This window comes from Prevotella conceptionensis 9403948 (assembly GCF_000312305.1).
Lineage (GTDB): Bacteria > Bacteroidota > Bacteroidia > Bacteroidales > Bacteroidaceae > Prevotella > Prevotella conceptionensis.
Genome location: NZ_HE999457.1, coordinates 3,436 through 24,879, shown reverse-complemented (window position 1 = coordinate 24,879; position 21,444 = coordinate 3,436). Strand labels below are relative to the sequence as shown.

The 21,444-nt window shown below is 47.4% G+C and carries 17 protein-coding genes and 1 pseudogene; 9 read left to right on the top strand and 9 right to left on the bottom strand.

All coding sequences use genetic code 11. The features are described from left to right. Positions 1–287: 287 nt before the first annotated feature. Positions 288–1,295, top strand: a complete 1,008-nt coding sequence (locus BN93_RS14975) for a S1 family peptidase (protein ID WP_019189101.1) — start codon at positions 288–290, stop codon at positions 1,293–1,295. Beyond that, the gene (locus BN93_RS14970) at positions 1,280–2,509 is read left to right on the top strand and encodes a GH25 family lysozyme (protein ID WP_019189100.1); all 1,230 of its coding nucleotides are present in this window, start codon (positions 1,280–1,282) and stop codon (positions 2,507–2,509) included. The genes BN93_RS14975 and BN93_RS14970 overlap by 16 nt, the downstream gene beginning before the upstream one ends. 225 nt (positions 2,510–2,734) lie before the next feature. On the opposite strand, the gene BN93_RS14965 is transcribed toward BN93_RS14970, so the two are convergent. From BN93_RS14965 to BN93_RS14940, 6 genes are all read right to left on the bottom strand, one after another. Next, positions 2,735–3,220 carry an energy transducer TonB gene (locus BN93_RS14965; RefSeq protein WP_019189099.1) on the bottom strand — a complete coding sequence of 162 codons (486 nt, stop codon included), beginning with the start codon at positions 3,218–3,220 and terminating at the stop codon, positions 2,735–2,737. A gap of 129 nt (positions 3,221–3,349) precedes the next feature. Beyond that, entirely contained in the window at positions 3,350–3,829 is a 480-nt protein-coding gene (locus BN93_RS14960; protein ID WP_232211203.1) for an energy transducer TonB, read from the bottom strand. A gap of 235 nt (positions 3,830–4,064) precedes the next feature. After that, positions 4,065–4,553 (bottom strand): energy transducer TonB, encoded by a 489-nt coding sequence (locus BN93_RS14955; protein ID WP_019189097.1) that lies wholly within the window; start codon positions 4,551–4,553, stop codon positions 4,065–4,067. Positions 4,554–4,741: 188 nt separating this feature from the next. Next, complete coding sequence (locus BN93_RS14950; RefSeq protein ID WP_232211202.1) at positions 4,742–5,257, bottom strand: energy transducer TonB; 516 nt, start codon at positions 5,255–5,257, stop codon at positions 4,742–4,744. 357 nt (positions 5,258–5,614) lie between these two features. Beyond that, positions 5,615–6,847, bottom strand: a complete 1,233-nt coding sequence (locus BN93_RS14945; protein ID WP_019189095.1) for a M56 family metallopeptidase — start codon at positions 6,845–6,847, stop codon at positions 5,615–5,617. A 130-nt stretch (positions 6,848–6,977) separates the two neighbouring features. Next, positions 6,978–7,355 (bottom strand): BlaI/MecI/CopY family transcriptional regulator, encoded by a 378-nt coding sequence (locus BN93_RS14940; protein ID WP_019189094.1) that lies wholly within the window; start codon positions 7,353–7,355, stop codon positions 6,978–6,980. Between the two features lie 480 nt (positions 7,356–7,835). Here BN93_RS14940 and BN93_RS14935 point away from each other — a divergent pair, with 480 nt between their 5' ends. The 7 genes from BN93_RS14935 (at position 7,836) to BN93_RS14900 (ending at position 18,854) form a co-directional block, all read left to right on the top strand. After that, positions 7,836–8,369 carry a hypothetical protein gene (locus BN93_RS14935; RefSeq protein WP_044261070.1) on the top strand — a complete coding sequence of 178 codons (534 nt, stop codon included), beginning with the start codon at positions 7,836–7,838 and terminating at the stop codon, positions 8,367–8,369. A gap of 1,536 nt (positions 8,370–9,905) precedes the next feature. After that, positions 9,906–10,442, top strand: coding sequence for a hypothetical protein (locus BN93_RS14925; protein WP_019189091.1), 537 nt, complete (start codon positions 9,906–9,908; stop codon positions 10,440–10,442). A 624-nt stretch (positions 10,443–11,066) separates the two neighbouring features. Continuing rightward, positions 11,067–11,909: an OmpA/MotB family protein gene (locus tag BN93_RS14920; protein WP_019189090.1), complete on the top strand. Its 843-nt coding sequence runs from the start codon at positions 11,067–11,069 to the stop codon at positions 11,907–11,909. A gap of 412 nt (positions 11,910–12,321) precedes the next feature. Next, entirely contained in the window at positions 12,322–13,209 is an 888-nt protein-coding gene (locus BN93_RS14915) for a DMT family transporter (protein ID WP_019189089.1), read from the top strand. 350 nt (positions 13,210–13,559) lie between these two features. After that, entirely contained in the window at positions 13,560–17,327 is a 3,768-nt protein-coding gene (gene purL, locus BN93_RS14910; protein ID WP_019189088.1) for a phosphoribosylformylglycinamidine synthase, read from the top strand. 312 nt (positions 17,328–17,639) lie between these two features. Further along, a complete protein-coding gene (locus tag BN93_RS14905) occupies positions 17,640–18,200 on the top strand; it encodes a chromate transporter (RefSeq protein ID WP_044261059.1) in 561 nt (186 codons plus the stop codon). Positions 18,201–18,278: 78 nt separating this feature from the next. Continuing rightward, positions 18,279–18,854 (top strand): chromate transporter, encoded by a 576-nt coding sequence (locus BN93_RS14900; protein WP_019189086.1) that lies wholly within the window; start codon positions 18,279–18,281, stop codon positions 18,852–18,854. 218 nt (positions 18,855–19,072) lie between these two features. On the opposite strand, the gene BN93_RS14895 is transcribed toward BN93_RS14900, so the two are convergent. The 3 genes and pseudogenes from BN93_RS14895 to BN93_RS14885 form a co-directional block, all read right to left on the bottom strand. Beyond that, on the bottom strand, positions 19,073–19,603 hold the full coding sequence (locus tag BN93_RS14895) for a hypothetical protein (RefSeq protein ID WP_044261057.1): 531 nt from the start codon (positions 19,601–19,603) through the stop codon (positions 19,073–19,075). Positions 19,604–20,404: 801 nt separating this feature from the next. Beyond that, complete coding sequence (locus BN93_RS14890) at positions 20,405–20,608, bottom strand: hypothetical protein (protein WP_019189084.1); 204 nt, start codon at positions 20,606–20,608, stop codon at positions 20,405–20,407. Positions 20,609–20,619: 11 nt separating this feature from the next. Continuing rightward, positions 20,620–21,444, bottom strand: a pseudogene (locus BN93_RS14885) (adhesin); the annotation flags it as partial.

The following is a 21,444-nucleotide window of genomic DNA, read 5'->3' as shown; positions in this document are numbered from 1 at the left end:
TGTTGTTAGTTATTGAATAAACGTGTCATAAAGGTGGAACAACAAGGAAACGCGCGCTCGTTTCGCACACCTGTTCCTTTTGCAAAGATAAAATAAAATGTCGAAAATGGCATGTGACACTTATAGATATGTGCAAAAAATAATGCAAACGATTGCGTGCGCATGCGTTGTACATCTTGCAGGTGTACATTTTTTCGCGAGTGGGGGTGTGCAAGATTAGGATTTTTAGATTAACTTTGCACCGATAATCGACAACATAGGCGGGAAAAACGCCTAAGACCGGAACAATGAAAAGAAAGAAAAGAAGGATGAGCAAGGGCATGGCATGGAGCCTTGTGGCCGCCGTGCTGTTGGTTGGCGCGCTGGTTTATGCCGTGATGTGCTGTTTCTCTTCGCAACGGCAGATGCGCAATAGCGTTGTGGTTGTGCAGAGCAACCTGTGGTACACCGTGGGTACAGGTGCCGACAAGGTGGTGTTTTTTGCCGAAGTAGCTCCCGATAGCACTTTCGCCAAGGCAGCAACAAGCCCCACAGACTTACTTAAAGCACCCCATCTCATCTCTGGTTTTTGGGTTAACAGGCTTGCATTGCTGCCCTCGTGCAGTGGTAGAGTTGTCGCTGCCATGCCTCATGGCACAGCTGATAAGGGGAAATTGCCCACCGATGTGAACACGATGGTGCGGAAAACATTGGGCAAACTGCTTGCACAAGAAAAACAACTGAAACGAGAAGTGAAGGAAATCAACTACTATATGAAGGTGCACGGCATGCAAGACGAAGGCTATACGGCCGTTTTGGCCTACGCCCATAAGCTGAAAATGCGGTTGGCCGAGGTGCAAAAGGTGAGCAAAAGGCTTGCTGTGTTGTGTAAGGAAAAGCAACTGCGGGTGTTGCGCCACACGCGTTATGCCCTGCTTTTCGACGGCAAGAGCATCGCTGCCAAATGTTTGCGCGAAGACCAACAATGGGGCTTGTGCCTGCTACAAACCACAGACGAGAGAAAGCCTTGGCGCGCAAATGCGCTTTCGGCCTTGCCTTGGGGCATGTCGGCAACGGGAGAGGTGCGCGTGGCAAGCGTGCCTGGATTGGGCTTAGACCCCTTGGCCACGGTTAAAGACAGTGCTGCTGTATGGGCGGCCAGTGTGCAAACGGATAGCGGCTTGCGCATGCACGCCGCGCTAGGACAAGCAGGTTCGCCCGTGTTCAGTGCGTGGGGACGTTTCGTTGGAATGTATAACGGTGTAGGTATAGTGCCTCGCAACATCATCGCCAAAATGCTATGGAACGAAAAATAAACCATCCTAAACGCTTTCTTTGGCTCACGGCATTGCTGGTTGTGGTACTTTTCGGCGCTTGCCACTTCGAGAAGAATACACTTAACGGAGATGGAACGGCACAGGTGTTGCAACAAGAAGGCGATCTTTGCTACCAAGGCACGGTACTTCGTGGCCGCAGTCATGGCTATGGTGTGTTGTGGCTGAAAGACAGTGTGGTGTATGCTGGACAATGGAAGGAAGGAAAACGGCAGGGAATGGGCACGGCGCACGACAGCAAAGGACGGAAAATTACAGGACGTTGGAATGCCGACACGCTGGTGAGTGGCACTCGCGAAGATGCCGCAGGTGTGTACGTGGGCAGCTTTAATAGTAAGATGATGGCCAGCGGACACGGCGAATATACGGGCAACGACGGCAGCCACTACGAAGGACATTGGGAAAACGATGCCCAAACAGGTAAGGGATTTGCCCTTACTGCACAGCCCAAAGTGAAGGTTGGCGAATGGAAAGCAGGCCAATATCTGGGCGAACGCCTTACTTATACCACCGAACGCATCTATGGTATCGACATTTCAAAATACCAACACGTCATCAACAAGCGCGTACATCCCATCAAATGGAACCAATTGCGCATCATTCACTTGGGAACGGCTAGCCGAAAGGCCATTCATGGGCAGGTAAACTATCCCATATCGTTTATTTATATCAAGAGTACCGAGGGCAAATCGCTGCTCAATCCCTTTTACAAGGCCGACTATAAGCAAGCTCGCGCCCACGGTTTCAGCGTTGGCACTTATCATTTCTTCTCCATTTACTCGCCTGCTGCGGCTCAGGCGGCCCATTTCTTACGCCATTCGCACATATCGAAAGGCGATTTTCCGCCTGTGCTCGACGTGGAACCCAGTCCGCAGCAGATTGCCAAGATGGGTGGTGCTGAGGTTCTCTTCAAAGCCGTTCGCACTTGGCTCACTATTGTGGAGCAACGAACGGGCAAGCGCCCCATACTTTATATCAGTCAGCAGTTTGTTAATCGTTACTTGCCACTGGCTCCCGACATCAAGCGCGACTACGACATTTGGATTGCGCGTTATGGCGAATACAAACCCGATGTTCATTTGGTGTATTGGCAACTATGCCCCGACGGGCGGGTGCAAGGCATACAAGGCGAGGTAGACATTAACGTGTTTAATGGCTATAAAGAGGTGTTCGACGAGTTTAAGGCGAAGTTGTAAATGGACATTTAGTGTGATGTTTAGACCTTGTTTTTGTGGAAATTAAGTTGCTAAGGTTATAAGTGAGTATGTTCATGGAGTGACAATAGGCCGTAAGCAGAGCCATTTGCTGGCTTATAAACTTGTCAACCCGTGTGATTTATCAACCTGTTAACTCGTTAATTTGTCAACTTGTCAACTTGCAAACTCGTCCACTGTCAGCAGCGTTACGGTCTTTATCTGTTTTTAGTTCAGCTTAAATCGCAAAGGTACGCTATACCTCACGCGTACAAATCTGCCGTCTTGTTGGCCTGGCAACCAGTTAGGCATGGCCTTCATCACACGCAAAGCCTCGGCATCAAGGGCTGCATCCACCGCTCGTTCAACCTTAAAGTCAGACAGCGAACCATCTTTCTCTACAATGAAACTCACGATTACGCACCCTTCCTTTTTGATTTTTTGCGCCGATTGGGGGTATCTGGCCGTCTTACCCAGATATTGCAGCAGTGCTGCATCGCCCCCTTTAAAGCATGGCATCAGCTCACATACATTGTAAACCTTATCGTCTACCTCAATCCGTTTGGGGCGTTCGTACTTATTTCGAACTTTTCTCTGCGCATTCGCCCTTGCTGGCGCGAAGACAACAGCCATAAAGGCAAAGGCCAATACGGCAAAAAGCCGACAATCAAAGCCTACTAACCGCTTGCAGGCTTGCTTGTTCTTCATTTTCATTCTTCTATTTTTATGATTGTGTATTGAGGTTATCTGACATTGAATTTGACTAACATGCAGAGAGATTTATCGCACGACAGGCGATGGAAGTTGGTTAGTTGAGAAGTCAACCGCTGGTCCACACCTCATTTATATAAGCTTAAAACTAACGGGTACACTATGCCGCACGCGTACATTTTTACCGTTGTGTTTACCTGGATTCCACTTAGGCATAGCCTTTACAGTCTTTAAAGCCTCGTCATCAAGTTCAGGGTCCACCCGTTGTATGAACTTAAAGTCGCTTAGCGACCCGTCTTTCTCAACGATAAAGCCAACCACAACACAGCCTTGTATGCCGAACTCTTGGGCCCGTTGTGGATACCTTGTTACCTGCGAAAGAAATCTCATCATTGCCTCTTCCCCTCCTTTGTAGGTGGGCATCTGCTCACACACCTCGTAAACCTTATCGTCTGTGGTGGTGTCCTTACGCGTTTGGGTGGTCTTCTCCTTTTTATCCTGTGCGTTCGCCCTTGCAGGAGCGAAGACAATAACCAACAAGACAAGGGTCGAAATGGCGAAAAGCAGACACTTAAAGCCTGCAAACAGATTAGGTGTTTGTTTGTTATTCATACTCATGATTATTTAAATGGTTATACGTTACAGCAGTCTTGCATTGCTGTCAGTTTGCAAATATATTAATTTCTTGGATGATAAGCAAGGATAAAATAGGTAAGTTAGCAAATAGGCGGGTTGACAAACATACAGATTTAGCCGTCAGTTTCCAGTCGTTCTATTACCAACCTGCCTACTTTCAACCTGTAATCAACCCCCAATTAGCACATCATTTCGTTAAGCCGCCAGTCATTCACTCCATTGGTTTCAGCCTAAAAGATACAGGTACGTTATATCTTACGCGCACAAGTTGCTCGTCTTGGCAGCCAGGAATCCATTTAGGCATGCCCTTAACCACTCTTAATGCCTCGGCATCAAGGGCTATATCCACATGCCGTAACACCTTAACGTCGGTGAGAGAGCCGTCTTTCTCGACAATAAAGCCTATTACAACGCGCCCTTGCACCCCATGTTTCTTAGTCAATTCGGGATACTTCACACTATCCGTAAGGTATTTCATCAGTGCAGCATCACCGCCTTCGAAGATGGGCATCTGCTCACACACCTCGTAAATCTTATCATCTGTGGTGGTGTCTTTACGCGTTTGGGTGGTCTTTCCCTTTTTATCCTGCGCGTTCGCCCTAACAGGAACGATGACAATAACCAACAATATGAGGGCCGAAACGACGAAAAGCAGACACTTAAAGCCTGCAAACAATTTGGGCGTTTGTTTATGCTTCATACGCATTTATTTGTTAGATGCAACGTATTATCTCATTAAAGAAACGGATTAACCAGCCATTGACAGGACAAAAGGCCCTTCGCCAGCAAGTTAATGAGCCGACAAGGAGGGTGGGAGTAAGCCACTAGCCAACCCCACATTCGCTTGCCAACCCATTAACTCGTCAATGTTACCAGCCTAGCTGTATGCTATTGCAATCTGAAAGACACAGGTACGTTATACTTCACGCGCACTAACTTGCCGTCTTGCTTGCCAGGAACCCACTTGGGCATGGCCTTTATCACTCTTACCGCCTCTGCATCGAGTGTTGGCGTTACCGACCTAGCTACCTTTACGTTAGATACCGCCCCATCTTTCTCTACAATGAAATTAACCACAACGCGACCTTGTTCTCCTGCTTTCTCGGCTGCTTCGGGGTACTTAATGTTCTCCGAGAGATACTTCATCAATGCAGCATCTCCGCCCTTGAAAGTAGGCATCTGCTCAACCACCTCATACGCCTTATCCGTTGGTTCGGCATTCTTGATTTGTGCAGTGTCCTCGCCCGTTTCTGCTTTCACTTCAACTTTTGTGCCCTCCATAACTTGTTCTTGTACTTTCGTCTTTCTTTTGCAGCTGGTCATAAACACCAAGGCGAAAGCCAACGGCACGAAAAGCAGGTACTTATAACCTGCAAACGAATTTGTTTTTTGCTTATTCTTCATACTCATCAATTTATTAAATGGTTCTTTTCTCGTTCCTCGAAAGGTGCGTTTTCTCGCCATGACAATGTCCGAGTAAGCTCTACATTGTTCATTTGGCTTAACGAAAACGTTCTTTTCTCGTTCCTCTAAAAGTGCGTTTTCTCGCCACGACAATGTCCGAGCAAGCTCAACATTGTTCATTTGGCTTAACGAAAACGTTCGTGTTTATTTATTAAGGCAGCAGCTTTATCTGCCATTAAGCGATGAAAAAGGTGGTGCGTTGGCAAGTTAACGAGCCAACAAGGAGGTGGGGTAGACCACTAACCTGCCCCCCGCGTTAGCCTGTCAACTCATTAACTTGTCAACCTTACTTGTTCTTTAATTTAATTTGAAAGACACAGGTACGTTATACCTTACGCGCACAAGTTGGCCGCCTTGCTTACCAGGAGTCCATTTAGGCATGGCCTTTACCACCCTTACCGCCTCGGCATCGAGCGAAGGTGTTACCGTCCTGGCTACCTTTACGTCGGATATTGCCCCATCCTTCTCTACTGTAAAGCTAACCACAACGCGGCCTTGCTCTTGGGCTTTTATGGCAAGAGCGGGGTATTTCACATTCTCCGAAAGGTATTTCATCAGTGCAGCATCCCCACCAGGGAAGGTAGGCATCTGCTCACACACCTCATACACCTTGTCGGTTGCACTTGTTTTCTTCGTGACTTTGGTGGTCTTCACCACCTTTTTCTGCACATTCGCCCTCATTGCGGTACTATTCATCGCCAGCAAAGCGACGGCCAACGGCACGAAAAGCAAGTACTTAAAGCGTGCCAACGGATTGGATGTTTGCTTATTCATCATTTTAATTCTTTTCTTTAAGGGTAATACATTGAAATTATTAGTTATTGTAGCTACATTCGTTCGATAGGCCACTGCCAACAAATGGTATTGGTAGGCCTTTTTGTCCGTTCCGCCATTGATAACCGAGCGGTCGGCCAGATATTCAAGATTGTTGCGCACTTGCAGGCGCATAAGCCACGCCGCAGGGTTGAACCAAAAGGCGGCGACAAAGAGTTGCGACAGCAACGCGTCTGCCGAATGCCACTGCGCTACGTGTGTTTGTTCGTGTGTCAGTATCTGTTGAACCTGCGACGGCGTCTTGTCGCCAGGGTTGACAAATATCCAACGGAAGAATGAAAAGGGGCTGTAATCGCCTGTCAACAAACAAACCGCTGTGCCGTGCAACGTTGCGCGTTCGCTGCGCTGTGCCAACCTGCACACCACAACAACCTGCCAAAACACGCGCAAAAGCAAAGCTAAGGCCACGCCAGTGTATAGCCAAACGGCTAGCTGCTGCCAATCAAAGTTGTCGTGTGTGGGTTGCACCGTCACTTCGGGCAGGTTATAGGCCATGCGCGGTAAGATATTGCCCAGCGGTGCCGTTTCGTTAACCAGCACAGAGAGGTCTATCGCGGGCAGCAACAGCGACAGCACGTAGATTGTGAGCAACGACAGGCGCCGCCATTTAAAGAAAGTGTCGCCTGCGCTAATGAGTTGGTAGAACCCGAAAAGCACCACCAACACAACGTTTGCTTTTATCAGATACGTCAACATGGGTATAATTTGCTAGAGTAATTTAGGTAATGATAACGAAATGGACTTGCCCAAAACCCTTAGGTAAAAGGGCGATGCCCACTTAAATAGGCGCATAGAAAGCGAGATGGCACGCGATATAATACCGTGTTCACACCTTTGCCACATCGCCGTTTTCTATCTCGTCGATAATGTCTTTCAGCTCGTCGGGCGATATTTTTTCTTCTTGTGCAAAGAACGAAACCATGTCGCGGAACGAGTTTCTGAAGTAATCGCGCACAAATCCCGACACGAAGTGCCGCTTATAGTCTTTTTCCTTAACGGCAGGCACGTACTCAAAGCCGTTGCCCTTACGTTGTGCCGCCACATACCCCTTGCGTTTGAGGTTGCCAACAACCGATGCCACCGTGGTGTAAGGCGGTGCAGGCGATGGCAACCGTTCGACAATGGCCTTGATGTTGCACCTACCCAATTGCCAAACACAACGCATCACCTCTTCTTCTTGAATTGAAAGCTTCTCTATCTTCATTGTTATGTAACGTTTAACTCACACTGCAAATCTACGAACTTTTCGTAAACAAAGCAAGGAATTAAGCTTTAAATAAAGTTAAACGATTGATTTTCGGTGTATATAACAATAAATTACGAACACTTCGTAATTAAAACAAAACTATAAAAGTAAGGCAATGTAACCTAAAACATCCTACGAATAAGAAAAGAAAAGCGTAAAAATACAAACCCAGTGGGCAAGTGCTAAAACTTCGTTCCGGCTTTTAACGTGGGGCCACTAGTCGCCGATGGCACGTGTCCAACGCTTAGGTTGGGTGGAGTTTGGCCACAAACCCGATGCCGCATCAACAGAGCCACATCAGCCAATGTGGGTAAAGGCTGCTGATTGTTGTGCCAATTTAGCGTGCAAGGCTTGTGCGTTAAGGGCATTTTTACTACCTTTGTGTGCGAAAAAGAAAGACGTGCCACACGCACGTCTCACCTAAACCACCAGCAGAGGATGAAAAGAGTACTTCATTTGTTGTTCATTTCGCTGTTCGCCCTCACCTTCACGTCGTGCGAGAACAAGGAAAAACAAGCCGATAAGCTAACCGAGGAGTTTATGCGAAAGAACCTTAACGACCCACGCTCGTACCAATTGGTGGAGCGGGGCAGGGTAGACTCGCTCTTTTCTGAATTTAGAGCCACTAACGAGGCACAGTATATGCTAGACAAGGTGAAACAAATTACCGACTCGGCAGCGCGCTATTCGGAGTCGGTGAAAACCGTTCCGCAGGCACAAAAGATGCTTGCAGACGGCCAGCGCATACTCGAAGAATACAAGAAAAAGCAGAAAAAGTTTAAAAGTCAGTTTCTTGGCTACGCTTTCAAAGTGAGTTTCAGGGCCAAGAACGAACACGGCGCTCTGGTTCGTTCGTATGTGGTGTTTAGGTTAAACCCAGAAATGGACAAGCTAAGCATTGAAGACGCCGACATGAACATCTTCTCTCTCTTTGCATCGGATGCCATTAACGACAACATGAACAAATATTAAAGGAATTGACGTGTTTACCAGTTAACGAGTTGACGAGAGGACAAGTTAATGGGTTGACAAGAGAACAAGAGAGTGAGTTTATCAGTTAACGAGTTGACGAGAGAACAGGTTAACGGGTTGGCGAGTTAACAACTTAACGAGTTGGCGAGAGGACAAGAGAGTGAGATTGCCGGTTAACAAGTTGACAAGTGGACGAGTTTAGCAGTTAACCAATTTATCAATTAACAAGTTTATCAGTTGATGAGTTCCTGACTTAACGAGTTGAGTAGCCCGCTCATTAACTTATCAGCTAATCCTCTTGTTAACTACTCCAATCGTTAAACGGTAAACTTATCAGCTGATTCATTCGTTAACTGGTAAGCTGATACACTAAGATCTGTCCAAATTTCAGTACGTATTTTAACACTATGAGTGCCCTTTTTGTCTACCAATCGCCCACCTTGCCGCAAAAAATCGATTCTCGCGAAGGTTGGTTTTGATGCAAAAAGGGATTTGTGGTAAGTGCATACAAAATGAATGCACATTGCATAAAACCGCAGCTTGCAGCAGACTTCGGGCTGTTTTCTGCGAAATTCATTGCGTTTTGGTGCAAAATGCGGTGCATTTTGGTGCAAAACACAGTGCGTTTTGGTGCAAAACGCAGCGCATTTTGGTGCAAAACGCAAGGTGTTTTGGTACTAAATGCAAGGCAAAATGCTGCTAAATGCCTAACGATACGCATAAAAATACACTGCAATGGTACGAAAATAGCCTCTTCGAACCATCAAAAATAGGACTGAAAAGGGCAAAATGACCGTTAAAAAGTGGCATTTTAGGTGCTGAAAGGGGATAATTGGGCGTAAAAAATAATGGGTTGGCAACCAAACTAGAAAGGCAAAATGGTGCAAAATGCAGGTTTTGTGCTTAAAAATAGACAGAGTATGAGGCATGAAAGGCCGAAAATAGTGCCAATTTGCCCACTTTATACCCCATATTTTCGCTAGAATGGGATGAAAATTAGAGCGGTTTTGTAAAATAAAAATAACGAATTTAAGTTTTTGAGTTTTTGAGTTGATGAGTTGATGAGTAGGTGAGTTGGTAAGCTGATGATTTGACGTGTTCGGGAGTTGTTGGGTTTTCGTGAGTTTATAAGGCCAGTGGGTTAATTTGTCCTGCCCTTCGCATAATGAGAAGAGCGTTTATCTTGTGCTGCCATCACGAAGATAACAACCCCCTCTTAGGTTATAGGCCTGTTAAAAGTCAAGACTACTTCAATAAAAATGCCGTATTTGTTTTGTAATGTCGATAAAAAGTGCTATATTTGGAGCACTATTTACCTTGTAACAATTTACAGAGTTGAAAATGATGAAAAGAGGCTGCCTGTGCCTTGCATGCACCTTGCTTAGTTGCATGCAGGTGTTCGCACAAGGTGCTTGTCCTTAAACAACCATTTTATCCTTGTAAGATTGATGGTTCATGTACATATTAAAAAGTACATCATCTGGTGATTTGTTTTCGTAAAAACGATTTATAAAAGTCAACTAAAAAAGTACTGATATGAAAAAGAGTATATGCTTATTACAAGTGTTCGTCCTTTCTTTGTTGTTCATTGGTTGCACCAATGGGGATAATCAAGTTTCTGCTCCAGCCGAACAAGGGTCAAAGGCTGAATTGTTTGCAGTGGGAACAACTCGCAGAACAAAATCTTCTCATTTAACCCCGTACCTCTTTACGCTTGACAACATCAAGTCTTTCAACGTGCAGACCCGCGAGATTGTTTTCCAAGACTTTGAGCCTACAAATCAGCTCTTCCCGATTTATCGCAACATAGAAGTACATTCGTATGACAAGGTTTTACTTCGTATTTCAACGTTTGTGTCTCCTGTTAACAGTCAAATATTCACAGACTTATCATTAGTTTCCGAAAATGAGTCGGGTAAGTTTTATCTGAGCGACTGCTATCCACGCCATATTGAGAACGACAGTCAATATGCAAAAGCGAATGAAGCCATTAAGGAAGCGAAAGACAAACGGGCTGCAGAATGGAGTGCGTTTCTCTCCATACTCAAAAAGCATGGGAAGTTAATAGAATAAACGTCCATCTCATTAAATCCCTAACATAAGAATCTTTTTTTGATTTCATGTTTCGAATTTAAAGTATTACGCCAGTTTGGGATAAGAATCAATCATTACGCCAGCTACCGCGAACTGATTGATGCTTATCCCGAATCGGCTTATGGCCAATAAGAACTTGAATTTGGAACGCACTTACACAACATTGATGCGCAATTAAGGTCACGTAGGAGGCGCAGAACACATGGATGTTAGCCCCATCATTGCTTTAAGGATAAGGCTTTGCGTTTAGGAAATGTTGGGGAGGAGAGGAGCATGTGTCCTTTGGAAATAAGAAAATGAAGGTGTTCTTTCGCTGTGTACGCTTTTGCCGCATGCCCTAAGTACCGTGTCTTCTGCCTGCTTGTATGTAGAAAAACCTCCGTCCTCTGCACCTCTGTGTACGAATTAAGCCCCAAACGCAGGTCAGGACGTAATCTCTAAAACCATTTCTCCTTGTCCATTTTTTACCCCTCCTCTTTCTCTGCCGTTAATAATACCAAAAACGGGCACGCATTTTAAGGTTAATGTAAAGTATATTCGTAACTTTGTACACGCAAAGTGCCGCAAAGACACAGGATAATCAATCAACATTTAAGGAGAGATATGAAAAAGAAGAACATCGTGCAGCTTGCGCTATTGGCCAGTGTGGTCGTTGTTTCGAGCTGTGCTAGCAAGAAAGACTTGGACAATTGCCAAAGAGAAAACAGGGAATTGAACGAAAGCTATCGTTCAACTCGCGAACAACTTGCCGCCAGTCAAGCCAGGGTTACGTCGCTGGAAGAACAACTGGCACAACAAAAACGCGACTATGCCGCACTGCAAGGCTCGCTAGACAAGAGCCTCAACAACAGTTCGGCCAACAACGTGAACATTTCTAAGCTGGTAGACCAGATTAACGAGAGCAACCAATACATACGCCATTTGGTTGAGGTGAAGAGCAAAAGCGACTCGCTTAACATGGTGCTCACCAACAACCTTACGCGTTCGCTCAGTCGTGAGGAGCTTAAGGAGGTAGACGTACGCGTGCTTAAAGGCGTTGTTTACATCTCATTGGCCGATAACATGCTGTATAAGAGCGGTAGCTACGAAATAAACGACCGTGCAGCCGAAACGCTTAGCAAGATAGCCAAGATAATTATGGACTATCAAGACTATGATGTGCTTGTAGAAGGAAACACCGACAACGTGCCCATAAACCGCGAAAACATTCGCAACAACTGGGACCTAAGCTGTTTGCGCGCATCGAGCGTGGTACAATATCTGCAAACACGCTATGGCGTTAACCCCAAACGCCTTACCGCTGGCGGACGTGGCGAGTTTAATCCCGTTGCCACCAATGGCACCGAAGTTGGCAAACAGCGCAACCGCCGCACGCAAATCATTATCACGCCGAAACTGGACCAGTTTATGGATCTTATCGACAAAGCACCCGAAGAAGGAAAATAAAACTTCTTCTATGCAACATACCCACACCTGCCCCAACGCCCATAACGGCCTTGGGGCAGGTTTTACATTCAGGCATGTTCTAAATATTCACCGCAAAGGTTCAATTGTTGTTCCTTGTATTGCTCTTCGCTGTCTTTTCGCTTTTATCTGGCATCTTTTGTTTTCTCTTTCAGTTGCATAGTTCACTTTGCTCCTTCAAGTCAGTAAGCAAAACATGTTCAGCTAAAAGCTAAAAATACAGCAAAGGTAATTTTTAGAATCCGCCTTAACATTCGGCCAACATTCATCAGGATATACATTTACACATAGGGGCTTAAAAAGTAAGCGCTTGGACTTAGGTACAGGGCCAGCGCACTTGAAACCAGGCGTCAAGACACGCCGTAACACAATTACCCCCACAACTTCTCTTCCGATGTCAACCACAGTTAAAGGTTTCCTCAATGCCAGCATTTCTGGCATCACATTCGGGCTAATCCCCCTTTTCGCCATCCCCGTGCTTGCCACGGGCATGCACTCCACTTCGGTTTTGATATACCGTTACGCCTTCGGTTGCCTGGCCATGCTGGGCATGCTGATGTTTCACCGCACGCGCATGAGGCTTGCCTTTGGCGACTTCCTGCGCATTTTGTTGCTCTCTGCAATGTATGCCGTGTCGTCTATCGCGCTTATCGAAGGTTACAACTACATGGCTAGCGGCATTGCCACCACCTTGCTCTTCTCTTATCCCGTGTGGACATTGCTCCTTTCGGTGCTGTTTCTGCACGAACGGCTGTCGCTTACCACAGCCATTGCCATCGGCATAGCCGTTGCAGGTGTGTTTTTTCTTTCGGGAATACTCGACGGCCACGGCAGTATGGAGGGGCTAACAGGCCTTTTCCTACTTCTGCTTTCAGGCTTTCTCTATGCCGTTTACATGGTTATCTTTCCCCGAATGCGCATCAGGCAGATGCCCTCGTTGAAACTAACGTTCTACATTTTCTTCTTCGCGATGCTCATTCTCACCCTCTACGCCACCTTTACACGCGGGCGCATCGACCCGATAGACACGCGCAGCCAGCTCGTCAACCTCTTTTTGTTGGGCCTTGTGCCCACAGCCGTGAGCAACGTTACGCTTATCATGGCCTTAAAACAGATAAGCAGCACTATGGCAGCCGTGCTTGGCGCCTTCGAACCCATGACGGCCATGTGCGTAGGCATACTCCTTTTCGGCGAACCACTCACCCTGCCCATCGTCATTGGCTTTATACTCATCATCACTTCGGTGTTTATTCTTGTGTTAAGCAAACGCAAAACGGGGTAATTCGGCGCGAAACGGCTTTACGCCCCCTTGTTGCAGCATGCACGCCGGCGAGCCACAAAACAGTGAAACGCTAGGCCATAAACATACAAAAGTGGGCATTAATACTAAATAACTGAAAAAACAACGCCGCCCACACCTTATATATAAGGCAAAAACGCTAACTTTGCAAGAGGAATGTGCAGGGCAAGCGCAAAGCTTAGGTAAACAACAGCAAGCCAAAGGCATGGCGGCGAACGGCTTTTTGCATCAGCCCCCACGCTGCACACCAACAAAAGCGAATAAAAACGCAGGCTAACAGGCAGAAAAGTAAGTGTATTCACATAACCATCCCAAAAATAAAGGTAACAACGATGATTCTCTTTTTCAAGACGCAGAAAGAAACGGTGATTGCCACAGAGGTGAACCACCAACTGAACGACGACGAAATGGCTAAGCTAGCCTGGCTTTATGGCGACGCAACGCTGATGGACACCCAAGAACTGGAAGGTTTTTACGTGGGGCCGCGCCGCGAAATGGTGACACCGTGGAGCACAAATGCCGTTGAGATTACCCAAAACATGAATCTTAACGGCATTTCGCGTATTGAGGAATTCTTCCCCGTGGCCAGCCGAAACGCCGACTACGACCCCATGTTGCAACGTATGTACGAGGGTATTGGCCAAGAAGTGTTCTGCGTTGACAGGCAACCAGAACCCGTAAGGCACGTGGACAATCTGGAAGAATATAACGAAAAGGAGGGGTTGGCACTCTCTAAGGACGAGATGGCTTACCTGCACGACATAGAAAAGCAATTGGGCCGACCGCTAACCGACTCTGAAATATTCGGGTTTGCCCAAATCAACTCCGAACATTGCCGCCATAAGATATTCGGCGGAACGTTTGTTATCGACGGCGAAGAGAAAGAATCGTCGCTCTTTGCCATGATTAAGCGCACCACGGCCGAAAATCCAGGCAACATTCTCTCGGCTTATAAGGACAATGTTGCCTTTGCACAAGGTCCTGTGGTGGAGCAATTCGCACCCAAAGACCAATCGAAAGCCGACTTTTTTGAGGTGAAGGACATCGAGAGCGTTATCTCGTTGAAAGCCGAAACCCACAATTTCCCAACCACGGTAGAACCCTTTAACGGAGCTGCAACGGGCACGGGAGGCGAAATTCGCGACCGTATGGGTGGCGGTGTAGGCTCGTGGCCCATCGCTGGAACAGCCGTTTACATGACGGCTTACCCCCGTTTTGATGGCGGCCGCGATTGGGAAAAGCTACTTCCTGTACGTCAATGGCTCTATCAATCGCCCGAACAGATACTCATCAAGGCATCTAACGGTGCGTCCGACTTTGGTAATAAGTTTGGTCAACCCCTTATCACGGGTTCTGTTCTTACCTTCGAGCATCAGGAGAAGGCCGAAACAGACAACTCTGCCAACGAACCTTTCTACGCTTACGACAAGGTTATCATGTTGGCAGGCGGTGTGGGTTACGGCACAAAGCGCGATTGTCTGAAAGGCGAACCACAAAAAGGCAACAAGGTGGTGGTGGTTGGCGGCGACAACTACCGCATCGGATTGGGCGGCGGTTCGGTTTCGTCGGTAGACACGGGCCGATATTCTAACGGCATCGAACTTAACGCCATACAACGCGCTAACCCCGAAATGCAAAAGCGTGCCTATAATCTTGTGCGCGCATTGGTAGAAAGCGAAGATAACCCCGTTGTATCAATACACGACCACGGTTCGGCAGGACACTTGAATTGCCTTAGCGAACTTGTGGAAGAATGTGGTGGAGAAATTAACATGGACCAACTGCCCATTGGCGACAAAACACTCTCGGCCAAAGAGATTATCGCCAACGAGAGCCAAGAACGTATGGGCCTGCTTATCGACGAGCAACATATCGAACGCGTAAGGGAGATTGCCCAACGCGAACGGGCACCGCTTTATGTGGTGGGCGAGACTACGGGCGATGCCCACTTCGCCTTCAAACAAGCAGACGGCACTAAACCTTTCGACCTTGACGTGGCGCAGATGTTTGGCCATTCGCCCAAGACGGTAATGGTAGACAACACCGTTGAACGCCATTATCAAAACGTTGAATATGAACCAATAGGCTGCGAGACCGATAAAAACAAGTTGGGCGAAGAGGCACTTACGGCGCACATTGAACGCGTTTTGCAACTCGAAGCCGTGGCTTGTAAAGATTGGCTCACCAACAAAGCAGACCGTTCGGTAACGGGTAAGGTGGCTCGCCAACAGACACAAGGCGAAATTCAACTGCCATTGAGCGATTGTGGCGTGGTGGCACTTGACTATCGCGGACGCTCTGGCATAGCTACCGCCATCGGACATGCACCGCAAGCGGCCTTAGCATCGGCCGAGAAAGGCTCGGTTTTGGCCGTTAGCGAGTCGTTAACCAACCTTGTATGGGCACCATTAGCCCACGGATTGGGCGGCGTAAGCCTTTCGGCCAACTGGATGTGGCCTTGTAGGTCGCAGGCAGGAGAAGATGCGCGCCTTTATAAAGCTGTTGAGGCACTGAGCGACTTCTGCTGTACGCTGGGCATTAACGTACCAACAGGCAAGGATTCGCTTTCAATGACCCAGCAATATCCCAATGGCCAAAAGGTTATCGCACCCGGAACGGTTATCGTAAGCAGCGGTGCCGAGGTGTCGGATGTGCGTAAGGTGGTTTCGCCGGTACTTGTTAACGACAAGAACTCATCGCTCTACTACATCGACTTCTCGTTTGATGAACAGCGTTTGGGCGGAAGTGCTTTTGCACAAAGCCTTGGTTTCGTTGGCGACGACGTGCCAACGGTTGCCAATCCCGAATATTTCGCCGACTGTTTCAATGCCATTCAAGAACTGGTTAGGCGCGGATGGATATTGGCTGGCCACGACATTTCGGCTGGTGGACTGATAACCACGTTGCTAGAAATGACTTTTGCCAACCGAAAGGGCGGCATGCACCTTAACTTACACGACCTGGCGGGCGACGATGTGGTGAAAAACCTCTTTGCAGAGAACCCCGGCGTGGTGATACAGGTAAGCGACGACCATCGAAACGACCTGCGCACATATCTCGAAGACGAGGGTGTCGGCTACACCAAGATTGGCTATTCGGTGCCAAACAGTCGCACGTTGGTGGTGAAGAAGGGAGGAAACGAGTTTGTTTTCGACATCGACTCGTTGCGCGAAACATGGTATCGCACCTCTTATCGCCTAGACACGATGCAGAGCCACAACGGCATGGCCAAGAAAAGGTGGCTTAATTATAAGAAACAACCCATTGAACTGAAATTCAACGACGACTTTACAGGCAAGCTAAGTGGCTATGGCATCAGTGCCGACCGCCGCAAACCGTCGGGTGTTAAGGCTGCCATCATCCGCGAAAAGGGTACTAACGGTGAGCGCGAAATGGCTTATGCCCTCTATCTGGCGGGATTTGACGTGAAGGATGTGGCCATGACCGACCTTATTTCGGGGCGCGAAACGCTGGAAGAGGTGAACATGATTGTGTTCTGCGGCGGGTTCTCAAACTCTGATGTGCTTGGTTCGGCCAAGGGTTGGGCAGGCGCATTCCTCTATAACCCCAAGGCCAAAGAGGCACTCGACAAGTTCTATGCACGTCCCGACACGCTTTCGCTGGGTATCTGCAACGGCTGTCAGCTTATGGTTGAGCTAAACCTCATCAATCCCGAACACGGCCACCGCTCGCACCTTACCCACAACACGTCGCGTAAGTTCGAAAGTTCGTTCGTGGGACTAACCATTCCGCAGAACAACAGCGTTATGCTGCACTCGCTCAGTGGTAGTAAACTAGGTATATGGGTTGCTCACGGTGAGGGTAGGTTCTATATGCCCGAATCAGAAGACAAATACAACATCGTTGCCAAATACAACTATGCCGAGTATCCAGGCAACCCCAACGGGTCGGACTATAATGTGGCAGGCATCTGCTCGGCAGACGGCAGGCACTTGGCCATGATGCCCCATTTGGAACGCTCCATCTTCCCTTGGCAGAACGCCTACTATCCGCGCAAACGTCAATCAGACGAGGTTACGCCCTGGATTGAGGCCTTCGTGAACGCAAGGGAATGGGTGGAAAGTAAGTTGAAAGTATAAGAGGAGTTAAGGAGTTAAGGAGTTAAGGAGTTAAGCCAACAGCTCAGGAGTTAAGCCAACAGCTCAGGAGATAAGGGGTTAAGCCAATAGCCCAGCAGATAAAGAGTTAAGCTCTATAGATCAAGAGTTAAGGTGTTAAGCCAATAGCTCAGTAGATAAGGAGTTAAACCACATGTATAGGCGGCGTTAGCCTTTTTTTCACCCTTTCACCCTTTCACCTTTTCACCCTTTCACCCTTTCACCTTTAACAAGGCATATCTCCCCATCTCCTTCTGGGGGGGGATGGGGGTGAGGCTTTAATTCATCAACAACATGTCGATATATTGGAACAGTTTTCGCACATTCTTTAAGATAGGGATGGTCACTTTGGGTGGCGGTTACGCCATGATACCTATTATCGAGGCCGAAGTGGTGGACAAGAACAAATGGATTGAGAAAGAAGAGTTTCTCGATCTCATTGCCATAGCGCAGAGTTGTCCAGGTGTTTTCGCCGTCAACGTCAGCATCTTCATCGGCTACAAGATGCGTAAGCTACGCGGTGCCCTATGCACTTGCATCGGCACAGCCCTGCCTTCGTTTCTCATCATCCTGCTAATCGCGATGTTTTTTCATCAGTTTCAAGACAACAGCGTGGTGGCAGCAGCGTTCCGTGGCATACGTCCAGCTGTGGTGGCACTCATTGCAGCTCCCACATTCAACTTGGCCAAGAGTGCCCACATCACGTTAAGCACCCTTTGGATACCCGTTGTTTGCGCCTTGCTTATATGGGCTATGGGCGTCAACCCCATCTACATCATCATCGGTGCAGCCCTTTGCGGTTTCCTCTATGGTCAGTTTATCAAGCCCACAGAGGGTTCGCACAACGAGAATTAGAACGGTTGCGGTGTAAATACAACGCCATTTGCGCCGCAAACACCTACCCCCTCAGCCAGCAACAAACAAAACCATCACATGATTTTCATCGAGCTTTTCTATACGTTTTTCCTCATCGGACTATTTGGTTTCGGTGGCGGTTACGGCATGTTGTCGCTCATACAAACCGAGACGGTTATCCATCATCAATGGCTTTCGTCGGCCGAATTTACCAATGTCGTCGCCATTTCACAGATGACCCCAGGCCCCATCGGTATCAATGCGGCCACTTATTGCGGTTATACGGCCACTCACAACGCAGGGTTTAACACGTGGATGGCTATGCTGGGCAGTGCCACAGCCACTTTTGCGTTGGTGCTGCCGTCGCTTATCTTAATGATACTTATCAGTAAGATGTTTATGAAATACATGAACACGCCCGTTGTTCAGAACATGTTCGCTGGCCTGCGCCCTGCCGTTGTAGGGCTGCTTGCTGCTGCCGCCCTGCTCTTAATGACAGAAGAGAACTTCAGTTCGCCCGCCATCAACCCCTGGCAGTTTGGCATTAGCCTCTTCCTTTTCGCCGCTACATTCGCAGGAACGAAGTTCTTAAAGATTAATCCCATACGCATGATTGGCTATGCTGCCGTTGCAGGGATGCTGTTGCTGTATTAGGAGGGCGAAAAAGGTTGGAGGAGTGGAGGGGTTAACAAGTTGACCAATTGACCAGTTACCTAAGATGGGCGCGCCTTCCAACTCGTCAGCTCGTAAATATGTTGTCTCACCAACCCGTTATCTCGTAAACTCATCAACTCATCAACTCGTAAGCTTGTCTACTCATAAACTTGTCAACTTGTCAACTTGTCAACTTGTCAACTCGTTTACTCATCCACTTATTCTGCCTCCTTTTCTTTCTCCTCGCTTACTTCTTCGCTTTCTTCTTCTTTATTTTCTTCTTCCTTATTTTCTTCTTCCTCATTGTCCACATTCTCGTCTTCTTCCTCCTCATTGTCGTCTGCCCCGCTCTCAACACATGGTTTCTCGCGAACATACTTAATGGATTTTACGGCCAAGATAATGCCAACAATGGCCATTAAGGGCATGATGGTAAGTTGCACAGGATTGAATTGGTCGAGCCATTCGAGCATGTGAAGTAGGCAGAACAAAGCGAAAAGGCAAGCTAAAATGGAGTGTATCACGCGCCAAACCTTGTGTTTTCCCCATAAAGCTAGAAAGATTGCGAGTACGGGTAGCGTGTAACAAATTCCCATCATAAGGGCAATAAGTTCGCGTAAATGGGTGGAAGTAGGCATTGCCACGATGCTCTCGCCCCAAAATGCAGGCATTACATCGGCCAAAGTGTGGGCAAGAAATCCTAAAACGAGAACCACCCACAATACTGATAATTCAATTTGTCTCTTCATAATTACATGTTGTTAGTTAGAAATGGTATTTTTAGTTGACAAGGGGCGTTGGTTAGTTGACAAGTTGACGGGTTGACCAGTTAACCAGTTAACCAGTTGACAAGTTAACAAATAGACAAGTTAACCAGTTGACGAGTAGACCAGTTAACAAGTTTATCTGTTAACGAGTTGACTAGTTCACAAGTTAGCGAGTCAGCAAGGGGCGTCTCTCACTCAAAAAGATAAGCAAATTGCCCACCATCGCTTGCCGGAATAAACCGAAACACTAGTTTTGTCGGGTCAAAGTTACTAACTTTCTGTTGTCTTTACAACACCTATGGGCGATATTATTAGAAAATTTGACAAGTTTATTGGTTAATAAACGAACAGATTAAGAGGCATTTTAGTGAAGAAGTGGGCAGCTAAACAAACGAGCGAGTTAGCAAATATGGGTGGGTTAGAGCAGGACAAGTTCCATTTTGAATAAAACAAAGAACAAATCAACGGTTCTTGTGCTAAGCCACCACTTCGTGGTTGGCTTGTTGCAAATAACGATTTGAATAACCTTTATTCTAATATGGATTGCAAGAGTGATTTTGTATGCAATCTTGTTATTCAGGTATAAAAACGAGGATTATGGGTGTTTGTATGTTTAGAAGTGCCTATTGAATATTGTCAGCCTTTTTAAAAGAAAAAACATCCGCAACGCCCGATGTTGAGCCTTGCGGATGGGAGGAGCATAACCCCTTGTGTGGGGATGCGTTGCTTATGTAAGGAAAAACGGTCTAATTTGTTATCACAGGTAAAGTTCGGAAGTGCGGGTTACATGTATTCCTCTTCGTCCCACCCCCAACCAAAGCCTGGTTTGGCGCCAATCTCGTCCGGGTCGCCTGGCACAATGAGGCCTGGGTCGCTGTCGCCATCGCCGTCGTTGTCGAAACGCGATGCACCTGGTGCACGTAGTAGTTCGTCGAGATCAAAATATACTGCGATGCTGTTTGGCTTTGTGTAAACTTGCTTTTTCATACTCCCTAAGTTTATTTTACGATTATCTTCTTATGGTTTACAATATAGATGCCCTTTGGCAATCCTTCGATAGAGGTGGCATTTGGCCGCACCAGCTTTCCGTCTACGGAGTAGATGTTGCTTGGAGTGGCAAACAAGTCGCTGTTGGGCTGCACCAAGGTGTTCGTTATGTCTGTTGTGTTGTCGAACGTGCTGCCAATCTCTTCGCCATCAACAAAGAAGTTAAATGCCTTAGATTGGGTGTTTGAACCTGTGGCAATCCAACCACGGAACCCTTTGACCGGCATTGGGTTTTGTGTAAAATGCCATAGCCACTTGTTGTTAGACTTGGCACTCTTTCCAAGAACATACGAGTGAGCAGGAACTACTTTCGCTGTTTGGTTGTAGAGCGATGCGCAGAATTGTAGCCGTTCGTCGGTTGTGGTTGATGGAGTGGAAGGATCGCGCAGAATGCCGTTTGAGTAATTGGGCAAGGTTTGCGGATTGGTGTCGAGTGTAACGTTGTTGATAATGTAATAGGGAGCTTGTACTTCAACCCATCCCACATCTTTTACCAATTTGCGGTATGGAGCGGCCGTGGAAGTTACGGTTGGTTCTTTTGTGGGTCGCAGCAAGTATAGCTTATTGGCTTCGATAGCGATGGCGTTATCGTTATCTAGCGATACCTTTGTGAAGTCGATGCGGGTGCTCAGTGTAGAAGACTGATGCGGGTATGCCGATAGCCTGGCCGTTTCGCCGAATGTGGCTTTCACTTGGGCGGCGGTGAGCGATATGGGGAGAACAATGCTGTTCCATTCGTCTTTTTGCATTGTGCGCTTTAATATCAGCGTGGCCGC